The organism is Plantactinospora sp. ZYX-F-223 (genome assembly GCF_039649625.1).
GTDB lineage: Bacteria > Actinomycetota > Actinomycetes > Mycobacteriales > Micromonosporaceae > Plantactinospora.
The window spans coordinates 79,103-98,645 of the sequence record NZ_JBDJAV010000037.1; the positions used below are offsets into that span (position 1 = coordinate 79,103).

The 19,543-nt window shown below is 72.8% G+C and carries 15 protein-coding genes and 1 tRNA gene; 8 read left to right on the top strand and 8 right to left on the bottom strand.

Translation table 11 applies throughout. The annotated features are described in order from the left end of the window. Window positions 1–129: 129 nt before the first annotated feature. Window positions 130–1,314 carry a DUF5931 domain-containing protein gene (locus tag AAH979_RS31090; protein WP_346261691.1) on the bottom strand — a complete coding sequence of 395 codons (1,185 nt, stop codon included), beginning with the start codon at window positions 1,312–1,314 and terminating at the stop codon, window positions 130–132. A 143-nt stretch (window positions 1,315–1,457) separates the two neighbouring features. Here AAH979_RS31090 and AAH979_RS31095 point away from each other — a divergent pair, with 143 nt between their 5' ends. The 3 genes from AAH979_RS31095 to AAH979_RS31105 all read left to right on the top strand — a co-directional run bounded on the left by AAH979_RS31095 (window position 1,458) and on the right by AAH979_RS31105 (window position 4,634). Continuing rightward, a complete protein-coding gene (locus AAH979_RS31095) occupies window positions 1,458–1,919 on the top strand; it encodes an ATP-binding protein (protein ID WP_346261692.1) in 462 nt (153 codons plus the stop codon). 220 nt (window positions 1,920–2,139) lie between these two features. Further along, entirely contained in the window at window positions 2,140–3,666 is a 1,527-nt protein-coding gene (gene glpK, locus AAH979_RS31100) for a glycerol kinase GlpK (protein ID WP_346261693.1), read from the top strand. Further along, complete coding sequence (locus AAH979_RS31105; protein WP_346261694.1) at window positions 3,663–4,634, top strand: phosphotransferase; 972 nt, start codon at window positions 3,663–3,665, stop codon at window positions 4,632–4,634. Before glpK ends, AAH979_RS31105 begins: the two co-directional genes overlap by 4 nt. A 112-nt stretch (window positions 4,635–4,746) precedes the next feature. Here AAH979_RS31105 and AAH979_RS31110 read toward each other — a convergent pair whose 3' ends face one another. Then, window positions 4,747–5,349, bottom strand: a complete 603-nt coding sequence (locus tag AAH979_RS31110) for a hypothetical protein (protein ID WP_346261695.1) — start codon at window positions 5,347–5,349, stop codon at window positions 4,747–4,749. A gap of 153 nt (window positions 5,350–5,502) precedes the next feature. Here AAH979_RS31110 and AAH979_RS31115 point away from each other — a divergent pair, with 153 nt between their 5' ends. From AAH979_RS31115 to AAH979_RS31125, 3 genes are all read left to right on the top strand, one after another. After that, window positions 5,503–9,303: a hypothetical protein gene (locus AAH979_RS31115; protein ID WP_346261696.1), complete on the top strand. Its 3,801-nt coding sequence runs from the start codon at window positions 5,503–5,505 to the stop codon at window positions 9,301–9,303. A 217-nt stretch (window positions 9,304–9,520) separates the two neighbouring features. Further along, window positions 9,521–10,693: a glycosyltransferase family 1 protein gene (locus tag AAH979_RS31120; protein WP_346261697.1), complete on the top strand. Its 1,173-nt coding sequence runs from the start codon at window positions 9,521–9,523 to the stop codon at window positions 10,691–10,693. 107 nt (window positions 10,694–10,800) lie between these two features. Continuing rightward, window positions 10,801–11,952, top strand: coding sequence for a glycosyltransferase (locus AAH979_RS31125; protein ID WP_346261698.1), 1,152 nt, complete (start codon window positions 10,801–10,803; stop codon window positions 11,950–11,952). On the opposite strand, the gene AAH979_RS31130 is transcribed toward AAH979_RS31125, so the two are convergent. Beyond that, entirely contained in the window at window positions 11,933–12,763 is an 831-nt protein-coding gene (locus AAH979_RS31130) for a phosphoribosylaminoimidazolesuccinocarboxamide synthase (protein WP_346261699.1), read from the bottom strand. The genes AAH979_RS31125 and AAH979_RS31130 overlap by 20 nt on opposite strands. A 230-nt stretch (window positions 12,764–12,993) precedes the next feature. On the opposite strand from AAH979_RS31130, the gene AAH979_RS31135 reads away from it, so the two are divergent. Next, the gene (locus AAH979_RS31135) at window positions 12,994–14,292 is read left to right on the top strand and encodes an ABC transporter substrate-binding protein (protein ID WP_346261700.1); all 1,299 of its coding nucleotides are present in this window, start codon (window positions 12,994–12,996) and stop codon (window positions 14,290–14,292) included. A gap of 73 nt (window positions 14,293–14,365) precedes the next feature. On the opposite strand, the gene AAH979_RS31140 is transcribed toward AAH979_RS31135, so the two are convergent. The 5 genes from AAH979_RS31140 to AAH979_RS31160 all read right to left on the bottom strand — a co-directional run bounded on the left by AAH979_RS31140 (window position 14,366) and on the right by AAH979_RS31160 (window position 18,140). Then, entirely contained in the window at window positions 14,366–14,617 is a 252-nt protein-coding gene (locus tag AAH979_RS31140; RefSeq protein ID WP_346261701.1) for a hypothetical protein, read from the bottom strand. Window positions 14,618–14,700: 83 nt separating this feature from the next. Next, entirely contained in the window at window positions 14,701–15,195 is a 495-nt protein-coding gene (locus tag AAH979_RS31145) for an anthrone oxygenase family protein (protein ID WP_346261702.1), read from the bottom strand. Window positions 15,196–15,472: 277 nt separating this feature from the next. Next, a complete protein-coding gene (locus AAH979_RS31150; RefSeq protein ID WP_346261703.1) occupies window positions 15,473–16,666 on the bottom strand; it encodes an FAD-dependent oxidoreductase in 1,194 nt (397 codons plus the stop codon). Window positions 16,667–16,751: 85 nt separating this feature from the next. Next, window positions 16,752–17,708 (bottom strand): RNA polymerase sigma factor SigJ, encoded by a 957-nt coding sequence (gene sigJ, locus AAH979_RS31155; protein WP_346261704.1) that lies wholly within the window; start codon window positions 17,706–17,708, stop codon window positions 16,752–16,754. A 355-nt stretch (window positions 17,709–18,063) separates the two neighbouring features. After that, window positions 18,064–18,140, bottom strand: a tRNA-Met gene (locus tag AAH979_RS31160). Between the two features lie 199 nt (window positions 18,141–18,339). Between AAH979_RS31160 and AAH979_RS31165 the strand changes: the two genes are divergently transcribed. Continuing rightward, on the top strand, window positions 18,340–19,485 hold the full coding sequence (locus tag AAH979_RS31165) for a hypothetical protein (RefSeq protein ID WP_346261705.1): 1,146 nt from the start codon (window positions 18,340–18,342) through the stop codon (window positions 19,483–19,485). Window positions 19,486–19,543 lie beyond the last annotated feature (58 nt).

Here is a 19,543-nt window from a genome sequence, read left to right on the forward strand (position 1 = left end):
TCGGTCACACCGGCGAGCCTAGACGAGCCCGACCTGTCCGCACCGTCACGAATCCGTCCACCGCCCCGGCACCGTCCGGCCGTACGGCCACCGGTCCGTGCGCTGCTCGGGGGCCGTCCGGCCGAGTGGTCACCGGTCCGTGCGCTGCTCCGGGATCGCGCGGCCACGGGGTATCCGCAGTTCGACCTCGGTCCCCTCGCCCGGGGCGGTGCTGATCCGGACCGTACCGCCGAGGTCGGCGATCCGCCCCTCGATCGACTGGACCACGCCGAGCCGCCCCTGACCGGCTGCCTCGTCGAGCCGCCCCGGCGGGATCCCGGGCCCGTCGTCGCGGACCGAGACGGTGACCGCCGCCGGGTCGTCCTCGACCAGCACCCAGCCCCGCCCGCCGCCGTGCCGGGCCACGTTGTCCAGGGCCGCGCCCACCGCCGCCGCGATCTCGCCGGCGACTCCGGCGGGCAGCGGCACCGGCGTCGCCGGGGCGGCGATCGAAACCGTGGCCGAGGCGTACCGGCCGAGCAGCGAGCGCAGGTCGATCTCCTGCCGGTCCAGCCCGGTCGGGGCCCGGCTCGCGATCAGCGACCGCAGCGCCGCCTCCTGCTCGCCGGCGAGTCGGGCCAGCTCACCGGCCTCGCCGTCGAGGTGTGCGCCCCGGCGCTGGACCAGCGCCAGCACCTGGAGAACGGAGTCGTGGATCCCCCGGGCCAGCCGCTCCCGCTCCCGGGTCGCCGCCTCCAACTCGACGGCCTGCTGCAACCGCTCCTCCGCGACCACGGCGAGCCGGACGACGTGCCCGACGGCGATCCCGGCCAGCAGCATCAGCGCGGCGCCGGTCAGCGACGCCTGGGCGAACCGCTCCCGGGCCACCAGGTCGGTACCGCCGATCACCAGTGCCGCCACCACGCCGCGCCGCCGGCCGCCGGAGACCGCCCAGGCGAGTACCGGCCCGGCCAGCCAGGCGACGCTGGGCGGGGGTATCCCGCCGTCGTCCATGACGTCCCGGCCGACCACCAGGGGAGCGGCGACCACCACCGCCAGCACCACGGCCAGGTCGGCCAGGAGCAGTGGCCAGCGCCGCCAGACCGGATCGGCGTACGCGTAGCCGCTGAACACCGTCCAGCCGGTCATCGCCAGCAGCAGCACCGCACCCGACACCGGATGGGTGTAGTCGTTCAGGTTCCGTACCGCCAGCACCGCGACGTACGCCAGGGCGGCGAACCGGTAGACGGCGATGGACCGCCACAGCGGCGCCTGGAGACTGCCCGGCGGGTCGCGGCGGCGGCCGCCCGGCGCGTCGCTCGACGAGTCCGGCACCGACCGACCATCGCACAGCCTCCCCGGCGGGACGACCCCGCACACCCGGCCGCGCCGACCTCGGCGCTCGGATGCGCAGCTACATACCCTGACGTAGGGTGGGAAAGCCACGAAAGGACTCGACGACCAGCGGTGGGACGGCCATGAGCGACATAGATCCCCTCGCGCCCACCGCTGTCGCGTCGAGCGGATCCCCGCCACTGCTCGCCGAGACCTTCGACGGCGACCGGGTGACCGAGGTCCGACACACTGTCGCCGGCTGCGCCGAGGCAGCCGGTCTGGGCGGCGCGCGGCTGGACGACTTCGTGCTCGCCATCAACGAACTGATGACCAACGCGGTACGGCACGGCGGCGGGCGGGGCTGGCTGCGGCTGTGGCGTACCGGAGGGGTTCTCTACTGCCTCGTCTCCGACACCGGGTCCGGCATCGGGGCCGACCGGCTCGACGACCGGCGGCGACCCGTCCCGGAGATCGCCGGCGGCTGGGGGCTCTGGCTGGCCCGGCAGCTCAGCGACGAGATGCTGGTGCGCAGCGGTCCGGAGGGCACCACCGTGCGGATCAGCGCCAACCTGAGCCCCGCCGGCCCCGCACAGCCGACGGGGTGACCCCGCCTCCCGCAGCTGCGGCCAGCTCCGGCGCGGGCGATGGCACGGCCGGCTGGCGCCGGCTCCAGCAGCGCGTGACGGCGGCTCCAGCAGCGCGTGACGGCGACTCCAGCAGCGCGTGACGGCGGCTCCAGCGGCGCGTGACGGCGACTCCAGCAGCGCGTGACGGCGGCTCCGGGGCCGGGTGACGGCGGCTCCGGCGGCGGGTACGGTGCTGCGCATGACCGGTCAGTTCGTCGCCGCGATCGATCAGGGCACCACCTCGTCCCGCTGCATCGTCTTCGACTCCGAGGGCGGCGTCGTGTCGATGGCCCAGCGGGAACACCGGCAGATCTTTCCCCGACCGGGCTGGGTCGAGCACGACGCCGAGGAGATCTGGGCCGCGGTCTGCCAGGTGGTGCCGGAGGCGCTGGCCGAGGCGGGAATCGGCGCCGACCGGCTCGCCGCGATCGGCATCACCAACCAGCGGGAGACCACGGTGGTGTGGGACCGGGCCACCGGTCGGCCGGTGCACCACGCCATCGTCTGGCAGGACACCCGCACCGCGCCGCTGCTGCGCCGGCTCGACGCCGAGTACGGCGAGCAGCGCTTCCGGGATCGCACCGGGCTGCCGCTGGCCACCTACTTCTCCGGGCCGAAGCTGCGCTGGCTGCTCGACAACGTCGACGGTCTGCGGGACCGGGCCGGCCGGGGCGAGGTGCTCTTCGGCACGATGGACAGTTGGCTGATCTGGAAGTTGACCGGACGACACGTCACCGACGTGACCAACGCCAGCCGGACGCTGCTGATGGACCTGCGGACCCTCGACTGGGATCCGGAGATCCTCGACGTGCTCGGCATCCCGGCCGGGATGCTGCCGGAGATCCGCTCGTCGGCGGAGGTCTACGGCACCGCCGACGGCCTCTCCGGCACCGCCGACGGCCCCTCCGGCACCGGGCCGCTGGCCGGGGTGCCGGTGGCCAGCGCACTCGGCGACCAGCAGGCGGCACTGTTCGGGCAGACCTGCTTCCACCCCGGCGAGGCCAAGTGCACGTACGGCACCGGGAGCTTCCTGCTGCTCAACACCGGCGAGAGCCCGGTGACCTCCCGGCACGGGCTGCTCAGCACGGTCGGCTACCGGATCGGGGACCAGCCGGCGACGTACGCCCTGGAAGGGGCGATCGCGGTCACCGGGTCGCTGGTGCAGTGGCTGCGGGACAACCTCGGGCTGATCTCCAGCGCACCGGAGATCGAGAAACTGGCCCGGACCGTGCAGGACAACGGCGGCTGCTACGTCGTACCGGCCTTCTCCGGGCTGTTCGCGCCGCACTGGCGCAGCGATGCCCGGGGCGTCATCGCCGGCCTGACCGGCTACGTCACCAAGGGCCACCTCGCCCGGGCCGTGCTGGAGGCGAGCGCCTGGCAGACCCGCGAGGTGGTCGACGCGATGAACGCCGACTCGGACGTGGCGCTGCGCCGGCTCCGGGTCGACGGCGGGATGACCGCCAACAACCTGCTGATGCAGTTCCTCGCCGACGTGCTCGACGTACCGGTGGTCCGCCCGAAGGTCAGCGAGACCACCTGCCTCGGTGCCGCGTACGCCGCCGGCCTGGCGGTCGGCTTCTGGCCGGACCTGGCGACGCTGCGGGCCCAGTGGCGACAGGACGCCGACTGGGCCCCGGCGATGGACCCGGCGCACCGGGAGCGCGAGCTGCGCAACTGGCGCAAGGCGGTGGCCCGCACCCTGGACTGGGTCGAGGACGAGTGACGGCGCGGAAGCCCAGCCGCCGTCGACAGACCTGGGACGAGATCCACACGATCGCCGATGCGCTGGGCAGCACGGTGCTGACCACCCGGCGGCTGGCCGGCGGTTTCTCCCACGAGACCTGCCTGGTCACCCTCTCCGACGGCCAGGTCGTCGTCCGGCTGGGCGGCCCGGACCCGGCCGTCGAGGCGGCGGTGATGGCGACGGCCCGTCGGCACGTCCCGGTACCCGAGGTGCTGCTCGTCGTACCGGCCGCCGCCGGGGAGCCGGACGGCCGCCCCGCGATGGTGCTCGAATACGTCTCGGGCACCCCGCTGGAGCAGGTGCTCGGCGCCGACGGGTCGACCGGGCCACCGCTGGGCGACCTCGGCGCCGAGGTGGGCCGGGTGGTCGCCGGCATCGGCACGGTGCCGTACGACCGGCCGGGGTTCTTCGCCGACGGGCAGCTCACGGTACGCGGCGAACGCCCGTGGTCGGCGCAGTTGCCCGAGGTCGCGGCGAGTTGCATGGACGCGGTTCAGGCGGGTCGGCTCGACCGGGCCACCCGGGATGACTGGGTGAAGCTCTGCGCGGAGCACGCCCCGGCGCTGACCCGGGTGGACGCGCACGCCCGACTGGTGCACGCCGACATCAACCCGAAGAACATCCTGGTCAGCGTCAACGGTGGAGGCTGGCGGGTGGCCGCCGTACTGGACTGGGAGTTCAGCTACGCCGGCTGCCCGTACGCCGACGCCGGCAACATGCTGCGGTTCGGCCCCGACTATCCGGCCGAGTTCGTCGACGGCTTCCGGGCCGGCTTCGCCGGTCACCAGCCGGCCGACCTGCCGCTGCCGGACGACTGGGCGTACCTGGGCCGGATCCTGGACATGTTCGCGCTCAGCGACCTGGTGACCCGCCCTGCCGGCAACCCCGTCGCCGATCAGGCCGCCGCCCAGATCCGGCGCTGGGTCGCGGCCGGGATACCGGGCTGACCACACGGTGAGCCGGGCGGCTGGGCGCACGGACGGGGCAGCTCGACAGTCGACCGACGGCGGGTGCCGCCCCTGGCAGGGACGGCACCCGATTGCGTCATACGGCGACGGCTCAGGTGTGGCAGAGGATGCCCAGGTCGTCGACCCAGGTCCCCAGCGTCACGCCGTTGACGCCGATCAGCGAGACCCGGACCAGGATGTCCGTCGGGCCGTGGTTCCACGAGGTGGAGACGAAGGTGTACGGCGCGGCACCGCTGAGCACCACCGTCTTCAGCGCCACGTACGTGAAGCTGTTCGGCTCGATGATCTCGAAGTTGATCTGCTGGGTGGCCAGCACCGGGTTGACCCAGATGCCCGCCGTGCAGCTCGTGGTCGGCGGCAGGAAGACCCGCCGGCCGACCGAGGAGAAGCCGGCGCTGCGCATCGAGATGAAGCCGTCCTTGACCCCGTTGTGGGTCTGCAGCGAACTGATCCCGCCGGTGCCGTCACCGACGTGGGTGAAGCTCCAGTTCGCCGCCTGGTTGCCCTCGAAGCCGTCCTGGACGGTGATGATCGCCGCGCTGGCCGGCGATGCCGTACCGGCGAGCAGGGCCGCGGTCAGTCCGAGCAGGACCGCGACCGCCCCGATCCGCCGGCCCGGCGCCCGGGAAACTGTCGCACCCGGCGACCGCACGAAGAGCTGGCGGAGCGGACTGCGGAAGAAGATGGATCGCATTACTGATCACCTCGTGATCTGGCTGGTGGGGCGCCGGTCGCACCCCCGTTGAGGAGATGTCTAGTCGCCGACTCGTTGTCCGGCTTCGGCCCGCCGACCCGGACAATCAACTCCGGACAGTCGACCGACGGACGACGACGAGCGAGGACGAAAGTGCCGCGACCAGAGGGCGTACTGGGGCCGGGAACTCCCCAGGTGCGGGAGTTCGCCGCCGGGCTGCGCCTGCTGCGGGAGAAGGCCGGCCTCCCCGGTTACCGGGAACTGGCCCGCCGGGCACACTTCTCCGCGACCACCCTCTCCGAGGCGGCCGGCGGGCGGCGGTTGCCGACCCTCGCCGTCACCCTGGCGTACGTCACCGCGTGTGGCGGTGACCCGGCCGAGTGGGAGGCCCGCTGGCGCCGGATCGCCCGGGACGAGCCGCCGACCCCCAGCCCACCCCATCCCGACGACGCCCCCTACCAGGGCCTGCTGGCGTACGGGCCGGAGCGGGCGGAGTGGTTCTTCGGCCGCGAGGACGTCGTCGGCGACCTGCGGCAGCGGCTCGCCGGCCGGCGGTTCGTGGCGCTGTTCGGCGCCTCCGGCAGCGGCAAGTCCTCGGTACTCCGGGCCGGGCTGGTGCCCAGCGTGACGGCCCGCCCGGAACGGCCGCCGGTGCTGGTGCTGACCCCCGGGGCGGATCCGCTCGGCGAGCTGGCGGTGCAGCTCGCCCGGCTGCTCCGGATCCCGGCCGGTGCGCTCCGCGCGGACCTCGCCGCCGACCCGGCACGGCTACACCTGACCGTCCGGCAACTGCTTGCCGACGCCCCCGCCGAGGCCGACCTGTGGCTGGTGGTCGACCAGTTCGAGGAGGTCTTCACGCTCTGCCGGGACGCCGGCGCCCGGGCCGGGTTCGTGGCCGCGCTGCTGGCCGCCGTCACCGCACCGGACAGCCGGCTGCGGGTGGTCCTCGGGGTACGCGCCGACTTCTACGGTCACTGCGCCGGGCTGCCCGAGCTGGTGGCGGCGCTCGCCGACGCCCAGGTCCTGGTCGGGCCGATGACCGCCGCCCAGGTCCGGGACGCGGTGGTACGCCCCGCCGAGCGGGCCGGGGCGATGGTCGAGGGTGCCCTGGTCTCCACCATCGTGGCCCAGGTCGCCGGCCGGGCCGGGGCGCTGCCGGTCGCCTCGCACGTCCTGCTGGAGGCGTGGCGGCGGCGCCGGGGCAGCGCGGTGACCCTGGCCGGCTACCAGGCGGCCGGCGGGATCGACGGTGCGGTGGCGCAGACCGCCGAACGGGTCTGGCAGGAGTTCGATCCCGGGCAGCGGCAGGCGGCCCGGCACGTACTGCTCCGGATGGTGGAGATCGGCACCGGGGACGAGCCGGCGGCACCGCTGGACCGGCCCGGGCTGCCGACCGCCCGCCGGGTGGACCGTGCCGAACTGGCCGAGACGGACGCACTGACCTCGGGCGTACTGGAACGGCTGGCCGCCGCCCGACTGGTCACCCTGGACGACCGCTCGGTACGGCTGGCCCACGAGGCGCTGCTCGACGCCTGGCCCCGGCTGCACCGCTGGCTGGAGGAGGACCTCGACGGCGTACGCGTGCACCGGCAGCTCACCCAGGCCGCGGCGGGGTGGCGGTCGCTCGGCCACGACCCGGGCGGGCTCTACCGGGGGCTGGCCCTGTCCCGGGCCCAGGCGTGGGCGCAGGCGCACCCGGAGAGCCTGACCAGCGCGGAACGGGACTACCTCGACGCCAGCCGGCGGGCCGAGGACCGCTGGGCGGCCGGTCGGCGGCGGCGCCGACGGCTGTTCGGGGCCGCGCTGGCGGCCGTCGTCTCGGTGGTGACCGTGCTGGCCTCGGTGGCGGTGGTGCAGGCCCGGCAGGCGCGGGGGCAGCGGGATCTCGCCGTACACCGGCAACTGGTCGCCGGGGCGCGGGCCCAGATGTCCCGCGATCCGCAACTGGCGTTCCTGCTGGCCCGGCGGGCCTTCGAGGTGCGGCCGGACGCCGAGGCCGAGACGGTGCTGCGGCAGGCGACGCTGAGCTGGCGCGGTATCGAGGGGCGGCAGGTCTTCGCCGCGCCGGTCAAGCAGGCCGCGCTGACCCCGGACGGCCGGTACGCCGTCGCCGCCGGGGAGCGGAAGTCCGTGCAGTTCTGGCAGCCGGCCGCACCCGACCGGCCACCGGTGACGCTGGCCGAGCCGGGCCCGGAGCTGCTCACCGCCCTGGCGATCAGCCCGGACGGGCGGCGGGTCGCCAGCGCGGGCGAGTCCGCGTCGGTGCGGCTCTGGGACACCGCCGACCCCGACCGGGCCCCGCTGCTGCTCTCCGGTCACCACAAGCCGGTCCGCGACGTCGCGTTCAGCCCGGACGGCCGGCGGCTGGCCACCGGCGACGGGGCCGGCGTGGTCCGGATCTGGGAGTTGACCGGCCCGCCCCGGGCCCGCCCGCTGCCCGCCGCCACCGGCGCCGTACACTCGCTGGCCTGGTCACCCGACGGGCGGCAGTTGGCCGCCGCCACCAGCGACGCCCCGACGAGGATCTGGCGGACGGCCGAGCCGGGCCGGGCGCCGACGCTGCTCGCCGACTCCACCGGTACCGCCGACGGCCTGCTGTTCAGCCCGGACGGCGAGCGGATCGTCGGCGTCGACAACGCCACCACCGAGGACGGCGGCGTACTGCGGATCTGGCCGACCTCCGGTGGCCAGCCGACGGTACTGGGCCGGCTGCGCAGCGCCTTCCCCGCCGCGTTCAGCCCGGACGGGCGCCGGCTGGTCACCAAGAACGCGTACGGCGTGATCACGATCTGGGACCCGACCGGTGCCTTCGACCCGCTGCCGCTGCGCGGGCACGCCGGTACGGTCTGCGCGGTCACGCTGACCCCGGACGGCCGGCTGGTCAGCGTCGGGCAGGACGGCACCGTCCGGCGCTGGGACATCGGCGGCCCGTTCGACCCGACGATCGTGCAACCGCACGACGGCCTGGTGCACGCCGCGCGGTTCAGCCCGGACGGCAGCCACCTGGCCAGCGCGGGCATCTTCGACGGTACCGTCCGGATCTGGCCGGTACCGGTCGACCGGGCCGGCCCGACCCTCGCCACCGGTGCCGCCGCCCCGGTCGTACTGCCCGGGCATGCCGGGATGACCATGGACGTCGCGTTCGCGCCGGACGGGCGGCGGCTGGCCAGCCTCGACGCGGCCGGTACGGTCCGGCTCTGGGACTGGCCGTCCGGCCGGCAACTGGTCGCCTTCGAGGCCGGCCGGGCGACCCGGGTCGCGTTCGGGCCGGACGGCCGGCGGCTGTTGACCAGTGGCAGCGGCGGAATCCGGCTCTGGGACCGGCTCGACGGCCAACCGGTCGCCGTCGACCTCGCGCCGACCGGCTCGGGTGCGGCGTTCAGCCCGGACGGCGCCCGGGTGGCGACCGGCGCCGAGGACGGCGGCGTACGGATCCGGACCGTCACCGGAGACAAGGTCACCACCCTGCACGGCGGGGCCGATCCGGTCAGCTCGGTGTCGTTCAGCCCCGACGGCGGTTCGGTGGCCGGGCTGAGCCGGGACAGCACCATCCGGATCTGGCCGGCGACCGGCGGGGCCGCCCGGGTGGTGCTCGCCTCCGCCGGCCAGGGCGCCGCCACCACCCGGCTCGGCTACACCCCGGACGGGCGGCACCTGGCGATCCTCGGCGGCGGCGAAGAGCTGACCGGGATCCAGCTCTGGGCCGCTGGCGGGGCCACCGAGCCGGTGGCCCTGCGTACCCTCGGCCCGGGGCCGCTCGGCTTCGCGTTCGCCCCGGACGGCGAACGGGTCGCCACCGTGCACTCCGACGGCTCGGTACGGATCTGGAGCTGTGACGTCTGCGGTCCGGTCGAGAAGCTGCTCGGCACGGCGGCCGCCCGGGCCACCCGGCCGTTCACCCCGGACGAGCGGCGGACGTTCCTGCTCGACGGCGACCGGTCCGACCAGGGCTGAGCGGCCGCCCGTCGCCCACCGCCGCACCGGTCTCCAGCGCCGCACCGCTCCCCAGCGCCGTGCCGGCAGCCGGCCAGCCCTGAGCCAGCGCCGGCAGTCCGGAGGGGTCGAGCTGATCCGCCGCCCGGCAGCCGGCTCCACGCTTCGTCGCTGACAGTTCGCCGGCAGGTCATGATGCCGTGACCTGGACGGTGGGGACCTGCACGACGGTGAGCGCATGCGGATCGCGATCGTCACGGAGTCCTTTCCGCCGGATGTCAACGGGGTGGCGAACTCGGTCGTACGGGTCGCCGAGCACCTGGTACGGCGTGGTCACCGGCCCCTGGTGATCGCACCGCAGCCGGCGGCCGGCGCCCGGGACGGTACCGACGCGCTGCCCTACCCGGTGGTACGGCTGCCGTCGGTGCCCATGCCCGGCTACCCGCAGTTCCGGCTCGGCCTGCCCGGGCGGGAGCTGGCGGCGGCGTTGCGCGCCCACGACGCCGAGGTGGTGCACCTGGCCAGCCCGTTCGTGCTCGGCGCCCGGGGCGTCGCGGTGGCCCGGGCGATGGGGCTGCCCTCGGTGGCCGTCTACCAGACCGACGTCGCCGCGTACGCGCGGGCGTACCGGGTACGGCTGACCGAGGCGGCGGCGTGGCGCTGGCTGCGCCGGGTGCACAACGCCGCGAACCGCACCCTGGCCCCGTCCAGCGCCACCGCGAGCGCGCTGGACGAGCACGGCATCCAGCGGATCTGGCTGTGGCAGCGCGGCGTGGACAGCGAGCGGTTCCGGCCGGAGCAGCGCAGCGCCGCGCTACGCCGTGCCCTCGCCCCCGGCGGGGAGGTGCTGGTCGGCTACGTGGGCCGGCTGGCCGTGGAGAAGCGGGTGGATCTGCTGGCCGGGGCGAGCACGCTGCCCGGGGTCCGGGTGGTGGTGGTCGGCGCCGGCCCGGCCGGGCCGGCGCTGCGCCGCGCGCTGCCACAGGCGCTCTTCGTCGGCCCTCGGCACGGCCGGCAGCTCGCCCGGATCTACGCCAGCCTCGACGTCTTCGCGCACACCGGCCCGTACGAGACGTTCGGCCAGACGGTGCAGGAGGCGATGGCCAGCGGGCTACCCGTGGTGGCCCCGGCCGCCGGTGGGCCGCTCGACCTGGTGCGGGACGGCCGGACCGGTCACCTGGTCCCGCCGGACGATCCGGACGCGTTCACCGCCGCGATCGCCGGGCTGGTCGCCGACCCGGACCGCCGGGCGGAGTACGGCCGGGCGGGGCGGGCCGCGGTGCGCGGGCGTACCTGGGCGGCGATCGGTGACGAGCTGATCGGGCACTACACGGCGGTACTCGCCGAGGCGCCGGCGGTGGGCAGTCCCCGGCCGGGCCTGCTGGTCCGGCTGCGGCAGGCGGCCGCGTGACCGGGCCTTTCCACGGGGAAACCGGTGACCTCCGGGCAGGGCGGCGAGCGGATCGATCTCTTCGGTGTGGAACCTCGGGCCGCCGACGGACAGAGCAGGGAGACGGCGTGCGGATCGTACGGCTGGCCAACTTCATCACCGAGAGTTCGGGCGGGCTGCGTACCGCACTGCGCCAGCTCGGCGCCGGGTACGCCGCCGCCGGGCACGAACCGGTGCTGGTGACGCCCGGCCGGCGCGACACCGACGAGCAGACCGAGCAGGGCCGGGTGATCACACTGGCCAGTCCGCCCGTACCCGGGATGGGCGGCTACCGGGTGATCGTCGACCGGGTACGGCTGTCCCGGCTGCTGCGCGAGCTGCGCCCGGACCGGCTGGAGATCTCCGACCGTACGACGTTGCGCTGGACCGGCGCCTGGGCCCGCCGACACGGCGTACGCAGCATGATGGTGTCGCACGAGAGCCTCGACGGGCTGCTCCGGCTGCTCCCCGGTGGCCAGCTCCGCCGGGTGGCCGACCGGCTCAACCTGCGTACCGTCGCCGGGCACGACCAGATCGTCTGCACCACCTCGTGGGCGGCGGCGGAGTTCCGGCGGATCGGCGCCGGCAACCTCCGCCAGGTACCGCTCGGCGTCGACCTCGACCACTTCCGGCCGGACCGGTACGACCCCCGGCTGCGCGCCGGCTACGCCGAGCCGGACGAGTTGCTCCTGCTGCACTGCGGCCGACTGTCGCCGGAGAAGCGGCCCGAGCGGTCCCTCGCCGCGCTGGCCGGGTTGCGGGACCGGGGCGTACCCGCGGTGCTGGTGGTGGTCGGCGACGGCCCGCGCCGGGAGCGGCTGCGCGCGACCGCCGCCCGGGACGACCTGCCGGTCCGGTTCCTGCGCTACGTCGCCGACCGCGACCTGCTGGCCCGGCTGCTCGCCACCGCCGACGTGGTGCTGGCGCCGGGGCCGGTGGAGACGTTCGGCCTGGCCGCCCTGGAGGCGCTGGCCAGCGGTACCCCGGTGGTGGCGAGCGCGGAGAGCGCGCTGCCGGAGGTGGTCGGCCCGGCCGGGCTGGCCGCACCGGGCGAGGGACCGGGCTACGCCGACGCCGTGCTGGAGCTGGCGGGCCGGCCGGGCCCGGAACGCCGGGCGGCGGCCCGCCGGCAGGCCGAACGCTTTCCGTGGTCGGCGGCGGTGGCGGGCTTCCTGGCCGCACACGACCTTCCGGTACGCGTCCAGCCGGCCGAGGTGCCGGCTACCAGCGGCGGCCGGTGAGCCGCTCGTACACCTCGACATAGCGGGCCCGGGCGGCCTCGACGACCTCCGGCGGCATCTCCGGGGCCGGTCCGGTCTTGTCCCAGCCGGTGCCGACCGCCCAGTCCCGGACGAACTGCTTGCTCAGGGAGAGCTGGTCGCGGCCGGGCTGGTAGGAGGCGGCCGGCCAGAACCGGGACGAGTCGGAGGTCAGCACCTCGTCGCCGAGCACCATGGTGCCGTCCGGCGCCCAGCCGAGTTCCAGTTTGGTGTCGGCGACCAGGATGCCCCGGTCGGCGGCGAGCTCGGCGCCGCGCCGGTAGACCGCGAGGGTGACCTCGCGGAGCCGCTCGGCGGTCTCGGCGCCGACCTTGGCCACCACGTCGGCGAAGGTGATCGCCTCGTCGTGCTCGCCCTGCGGTGCCTTGGTGGTCGGGGTGAAGATCGGCTCGGGCAGGATCGACGCCTCCACCAGCCCCGGCGGCAGCGGTACGCCGCAGACGGCGCCGGTCTTGTCGTACTCCTTGATGCCGGAACCGGTCAGGTAGCCCCGCGCGATGCACTCGACCGGGATCATCTCCAGCCGGCGGACCCGGATCGCCCGCCCGGCCCACTCGGCCGGCACGTCGGTGGCCGAGATGACGTGGTTGGGCACCAGGTCGGCGAGCTGCTCGAACCACCAGAGCGACAGCGCGGTGAGCAGTTTGCCCTTGTCCGGGATCGGGGTCGGCAGCGCCACGTCGTAGACCGACACCCGGTCGGAGGCGACCAGGATCAGGTCGTCGCCGTCGGCGTAGACGTCCCTGACCTTGCCCGAATGCAGCAGTTCCACGTGCCCAAGTACATCACGGTCGCCGGGCCGGGCCGGGCCGGGTGCGGCCCGAGTCGGCCCGGGTCGCCGGCCCGACCCCGACACCCGGGCCGTTCCGGGCAGCGGTTGGGACGATCTTGCCCGTACGGGCGTTGACACCCGCCGAGGTCGGCTGTGTAAATGATCCGGTTGCCGTCACAGCTGACCCGGTGTCGTCAGGAGTTGTCGTGCCTCTTCCCCTCCCCTCCCCCGTGGCCCAGAGACCGCCGGCCGGCCGACTCGGCCGGCGTCTGGGTGCCGCGCTACTCGTCGTCGTCACCGCGCTCTCCGGGTGCACCGCCGAGAACGCCGCGCCACAGGACGACAAGGTCGAACTCTCCGTCTTCTGGTGGGGCGGCGACCGCCGGGCCGAGCTGACCAAGCAGGCGCTGGCGATCTACACCAAGCGCTATCCGGACGTCACGTTCAAGTTCACCTACCAGGGCAACGCCGGCTACTTCGACCGGCTCTCCACCGAGGCCGCCGCCGGGAACGCCCCGGACATCTTCCAGATCGACGACAACTACCTCACCGAGTACGCGCAGCGGAAGATCCTGCTGGACCTGACCGACTACGTCCGGGCCGACGTGCTGGACATGCGGAAGCTGCCCACCGGTCTCGCCCAGTCCAGCCAGGTGACCGGTCGTACGGTCGCCGCCGCGGCGGCGGAGAACACCCCCGGCCTGATCTACAACAAGAGCCTGCTCGACCGGCACGACCTGCCGGAACCGCAGATCGGGATGTCCTACGAGGACTATCTGGAGTGGGCCGAGCGGATCACCGAGCGCACCGACGGCGAGGTCTACGGCACCATGGACCCGTCCGCGGACTACAAGGCGCTCTGGGTCTGGCTGCGCTCCCAGGACAAGGAGCTCTACCGGGGCCGGCAGGTGGGCTTCACCGAGAGCGACCTGGCCCGCTGGTTCGAGCTGTGGGCGGATGCCCGGGAGCGCGGGGCGGCCCCGCCGGCCCAGGTGATCCAACCGGCGAACAGCGGTGACGTGACCAAGCAACTGGTGGCCACCGGACAGGCGGCGACCTCGTTCGTCTGGTCCAACCAACTCCCCGAATTGCAGAAGCTCACCAAGGACCGGCTCAAGGTGGTCAGCTATCCCGGCAAGCCGGCCGCGCAGTGGGCCCGGGCCTCGCTCTACTGGGCCGCCTTCCGGGGTACCCGCCATCCGGAGACCGTCGTGCACGTCATCGACTTCCTGGTCAACGACGCCGTGGCCGGCGAGATCCTCGGCACCGAGCGAGGGCTGAGCGCCAACCTGGACGTACGGCGGGCCGTGGAGGCGTCGCTGACCGACGAGAGCATGAAGCAGTCGGTCGCCTTCGAGACCACCATGACGGAGAAGTTCGGACCGGCTCCGGTGCCGCCGCCGAAGGGGCACGCCACGGTCAAGCAACTGCTGATCCAGGCGGCCGAGAACGTCCAGTTCGGCAGGGCTTCCCCGCGTACGGCCGCGGCGTCCTTCATCAGCCAGGCAAACGCCGCGCTGACCAGCTGAGCCGCCGGGAAGGGACCCGCCCGGCGATCGACGAGCAGCCGGAGCGCCAGGTCGGGTCACCCGATTGGGCTGCTCAGCCCTTCCCCCCCGACCTGCGGTTGCGCATCACGACGACCAGGACGGCGACGATCACGCCGACCACGATCAGGCAGCAGACCAGCCCCCAGATCCCGAAGCTGCCCCGGGCCCGGCGCCCCCGGGCCGCCTCCAGCACCATCTCGCCGGGCCCGCTCGACGCCCAGGCCACGGCCGGTACGAACACTGTCAACGCCGCCGTACCGAGCACTGCGGTCAGGCGGACCCACCAGTTCCGGAAAATCTCCATGGCTACATCCTCGGGGCTACTCGCAAGTCCCGCCGGCAACGCGGCCAATCATCGGGACGCCCGCTCGCCGGGATGCCGGGGAATCAGCGCCGACGGCCGTACATGACGAGCGCGACGAGCAGGCAGCCGAACGCCGTGGAGCTGAGTACGACGCGGACCAGGTTCCACGCCCGCCACCTCGCCTCGTCGAAGTCCCGGCGTACCCGGGCGAGGTCGGCGATCCGCTCCGGGTCGCCGGCTGCCTTGATCGCGTCGTTCAGCGGTACGTTCACCGTCAGCGTGATCACGACCACCATCAGGTAGAGCAGGAACGCGACGGCGATCCACGGAAGCCCGCCGTGCCCGTCCGCCCGCAGGTGCAGGGCGGCGGAGACACCGGTGAGGACCAGCGCCCCGAAGAAGCAGGACATGAACCACGGGTTGATGATCGCCCGATCGACGGCCTGGAACGCGCCCACGAACGTACGGTCGTCGGTACGGCCCAGCCCGGGCATGATCGTGTGTGCGTACAGGATGAACACCCCGGCCACCAGCCCGGCGGTCATCGCGGCGGCCCCCAGCACCAGCCCGGTCAACATTCGCCCGCCTCCCGTCGGTTCCGCCGGCGTCCCCGGTGGTGGTCCCAGCACCGCACCCCTCCCCGCCGGTCGGACGTGTGGGAAGAGCAGAACAGGCGACCCTTTCAATTTACGGTCATCGCCCGGCCAACCGTCCGCCAGCCGGCTCGACCGCCCGGCGACGTGCCCGGCCGGACCGGGCCGGCATCGCGCCGCTCGGCGAGTCGGCGCGTTCGGCGCCGGCCCTCCAGATGATCGCTGGAGGGCCGGGGAAGACGCCCGATCCGAGCAGGGTGGCTCAGCGGGCAGTTACCGGGAGTGCCTCGGTCTCGACGGTCGCGCTGACATGACGACGGCGGGTCGGCACCATGACCGTCGGGTGGGCGATGCTCCAGGCCGCGCCCGCGCAGACGAACTCCTTGATCCGGGCAGCCGGCCGGCCAGTGACGGCGGACGGCTTGGCCTGGTCGTCGGGGGTCACGAACTGGATGATGCCGTCGCGGCGGCCGAGGCTGATGCACTGCAGGAAGTAGCCGATCGTCTTCTCCGGAACCTGGCGACCGGTCAGGCGTGCGGCGATGGCGTCGGCGGCCTGCCAGGCCATCGGGATCCCCGAGGCACAGGACATCCGCAGTGGCTTGCCGCCCGCTCCCTGGGCAATCCCGGCGTCACCGACGGCGTAGACGTCGGGATGCGAGACCGAGCGCATGGTGCCGTCGACGACGATCTGCCCGGTGGCGGCGACCTCCAGGGTGGTGGCGGCGGCGATCGGGTGCGTGGCGAAGCCCGCTGTCCACACGGTCACCTGGGCCGGGATCCGCCCGGCGGCGCCGGTGAGTACGCCGGTCTCGTCCACGCGCGTGATGTCGGTGTGCTCCTGGACGGTGATGCCGAGCCGGTCGAAAACCGTGCGCAGGTGTCGCCGGGCCTTGTCACTCAGCCAGTCGCCGACACCACCGCGGGCGGCGATCGCGACGTCGAGGTCCGGCCTGCTCTCGGCGATCTCGGTGGCTGCCTCGATGCCGGTGAGGCCACCGCCGACCACCAGCACGGTCCCGCCCGCGGCGAGGTCGTGCAGCCGCTCGCGCAGCCGCAGCGCACCCTGTTCGCCGGAGACGTGGTAGGCGTGCTCGGCGGCCCCGGGAACACTGTCGTCGGCGGCGGTACTGCCGAGGGCGTAAACCAGGGTGTCGTACCCGATCCCGTCGGCGCCGTGCTGGTCGACGAGATCGACGGTCTTGCGGTCGACATCGACGGCGGTGACCCACGCCGGTCGCACCGCGACACCCGTACCCGCGTAGACGTCCCGCAACGGCCGCCGCCGCAGTTCCTGCCCGGCCGCGAGCTGGTGCATCCGGATCCGCTCGACGAACTCCGGTTCGGCGTTGACCAGGGTGATCTCGGTGTCGTCGGAGTGCAGTCGCCGGGCGAGACGCCCGGCGGCGTGGGCTCCGGCATATCCGGCCCCGAGGACGACGATGCGGTGCTTCATGTTCCGCCTCCTGTCTGGTGTGGCCTGCTCGCTTCCTGAACCGGACAGCGCCGCGATCCCTGACAGGAGTTGCTTGTAACCTGGGTCACCAGTCGGTGGCGAGTGGCTCCCCGTGCTCGGATGCGGCCCAGTGCCGCGTGATGCGTTCCAGCTTGTCGGGGTTGGCCTGGGTATGGATGGCAGCCACGCCGTCGGGCGTCAGGTCGAGCGACATCACACCGACCACCCGGTCACCGGCCACCACCAGCACCGCGGGGCCGCCGTTGACGACGGCGCCGTACATGGCGAAGCTGCCGCCGACGATGCTCCGGAAGATCGCCCGCTTGGCGTCGGTCGGGGTGAACACGCCCCGCAGGAATCGCGCGATACCGAGCGCGCCGATGATCGGCGTGCCACGGGCCGGGACCCGGCCGCCGCCGTCGGCGATGCTCAGCGCGTCGTCGGTCAGCAGCCTGACCAGTGGCTCGGTGTCGCCGCTCCGGGCCGCAGCGAGGAACTCCTCGACGATCTTTCCTGCGGCGGCAGCGTCGATCTCCACGCGCGTCCGGTCGGTGGCGACGTGTTGCTTGGCCCGCCGGTAGATCTGCTGGCAGTTCGTCTCGGTGATGTCGAGGATCTGGGCGATCTCGCCGTGCGAATAGCCGAATGCCTCGCGCAGCACGTACACCACGCGCTCGTTGGCCGACAGCCGCTCCATGAGGGTGAGCACCGCGATCGAGACCAGCTCACGCTGCTCGGCGGTCTCGGCCGGACCGAGCATCCGGTCTCCGGCGAGAACCGGCTCCGGTAGCCACTGCCCGACATACGTCTCGCGCCTGGTCCGCGCCGACGTGAGCTGGTTGAGGCACACGTTGGTGAGTACCTTCGTCAGCCACGCCTCGGGCGTTTCGATGTGTTCCCGATCCGCCGCCTGCCAACGCAGAAACGTGTCCTGGACCGCGTCCTCGGCGTCGGCCGCCGAGCCCAGCAGGCGGTAGGCGATCGCCTCCAAGCGGCCCCTGGAGCGCTCGAACAGATCAACCTCGCGCGAGCTCAGCGTCATCGCTCAACAGTTAAGCACGCCGGCACGCCGCGTCAACGCGAGCTGCCTCCTCTGCTGATTCGCAGTGCAGGCCGTCCGCTCCGATCAGGGCGCTTGCCGGTGCAGACACTCGGGCCGATCGCGCCCGTCCACCAACCCCGGACCGCGTGATACCACCATGTCATCACGATGACTCGGTGGTATCACGCTCAGCTCCGTCATCGCGGCCAGGTATGCCTCGACAGCGCCATTGCCCGACCGGACGACACAGACGCGGCCCGATCCGACGGACAGCTACACCAGCGCCGGTTACGTTTCTGTTTGCACCCATACGCGAAACGGCCCCTCGGATGATCCTCCGAGGGGCCGTTTCGCCTGGTAGCGGGGACAGGATTTGAACCTGCGGCCTCTGGGTTATGAGCCCAGCGAGCTACCGAGCTGCTCCACCCCGCGTCGCCTGATGAACTCTAGCCCAACCGGGGCAGGAGTCCAACTTCAAGGTCGATTAGCCGTCAGACGGCCGTCTCCCACCGACGAGCACCTGCGGCACATGTGGGTTCTTCACCCGACAGTGCTCGGTCGATCCGTCCGGTAGTACATAGTTACGCACGTCATCAAAGTCATTGTGTCGACGAACGGGCAATGGTGGAACGTGACAAATCAGATTGACATGCATCCCGAGCAGCTGCGGCGCTTCGCCGTACAGGTGGAGCGGGCGGCCACCCACGTGGACGTGCTCCGGTCGTACGCCGGCATCGCGTGCGCCGAGACAGACGGACTAGAGAACCTGCTCGCCGTCTTCGCCGATCTGACCGAGGACGTGGCCGAGGTCAATATGATCGTGTTGAAGCGGTCCCGTGATGCTCTGTCGCGGACCGCCGACGACATCACCCTGGCCGTCGACTTGGTCGAGCAGACGGATGTCGCGGCCGCCCAGCGGATTGGCGCCGCCTTCCCTCCGGTACCGAAGTCCGTTCCCTTTCCGGACCTGACCACCCTCCCAGGCTCGGTGCATGGATACGACGACGTAACCTCCACCTGTCCTGGGCTGCCCGCGACGAGTAGCGAGAAGTACACCGCTGACGGCATCGACCCCGGGGGCCTGCTCGGCACCTTCGACGACCTATGGCGGTCCGCCTTCGGCGAGAGCGTCCTGGCGAAGATCTTCCATCCGATCCTCGGTGACCCGGGCCGGTTGGCCTGGCTGTCGTCCGCGTACAGCCAGCTCGGCACCTGCACCTACGAGGTCGCGTGGAACTTGCGCTCCGGCACGCTCAATGCGGCACCGCACTGGAACGGTGAGTCAGGCCGGGCGTTCGAGTTGTGCATGTTCCGATGGCACATGGGGCTGGGTGGGCTGGGGGACGCACATCATCTCATAGCGAAGCTCTACCTCGAAGCTTATGAGGTGGTGTCGAAAGAGTTCAGGGAAATCTTGGAACTGCTCAACCGGTTGCTAGAGAAGGTTGGCAAGAGGCTGACTCCGGTGATAGGGCAGTTGTCGCTTCTCTGGGACGTCGTGACGTGGGACGTGGCCGACGAGTTGAAAGAGTTCGTCAACGATGTGAAGAGGATCGTTCGGAAAATCAACGAACTCGAGGAAGAGTGCATGAGGTTCAAGGAAAAGATTCTGGAGGCGCAGGCCCGCGTCGAACAGCTGTTGCTCGCCGCCCGCGACCCGCATGAGGCTCTGCGGGACTGGGCCGGCAAGACCCAAGACGGCATCCTCAACTTCGAAGGCAGATCCGGCTACGACCCGACGCCGGGTGCTGCTCGGGTGGCGTTGTTGCCCATCTGAACGTCGTGTCCTCTTGTCATGACGCTGACGACACGGTCACGGTCGCGGTGGGAGCTGA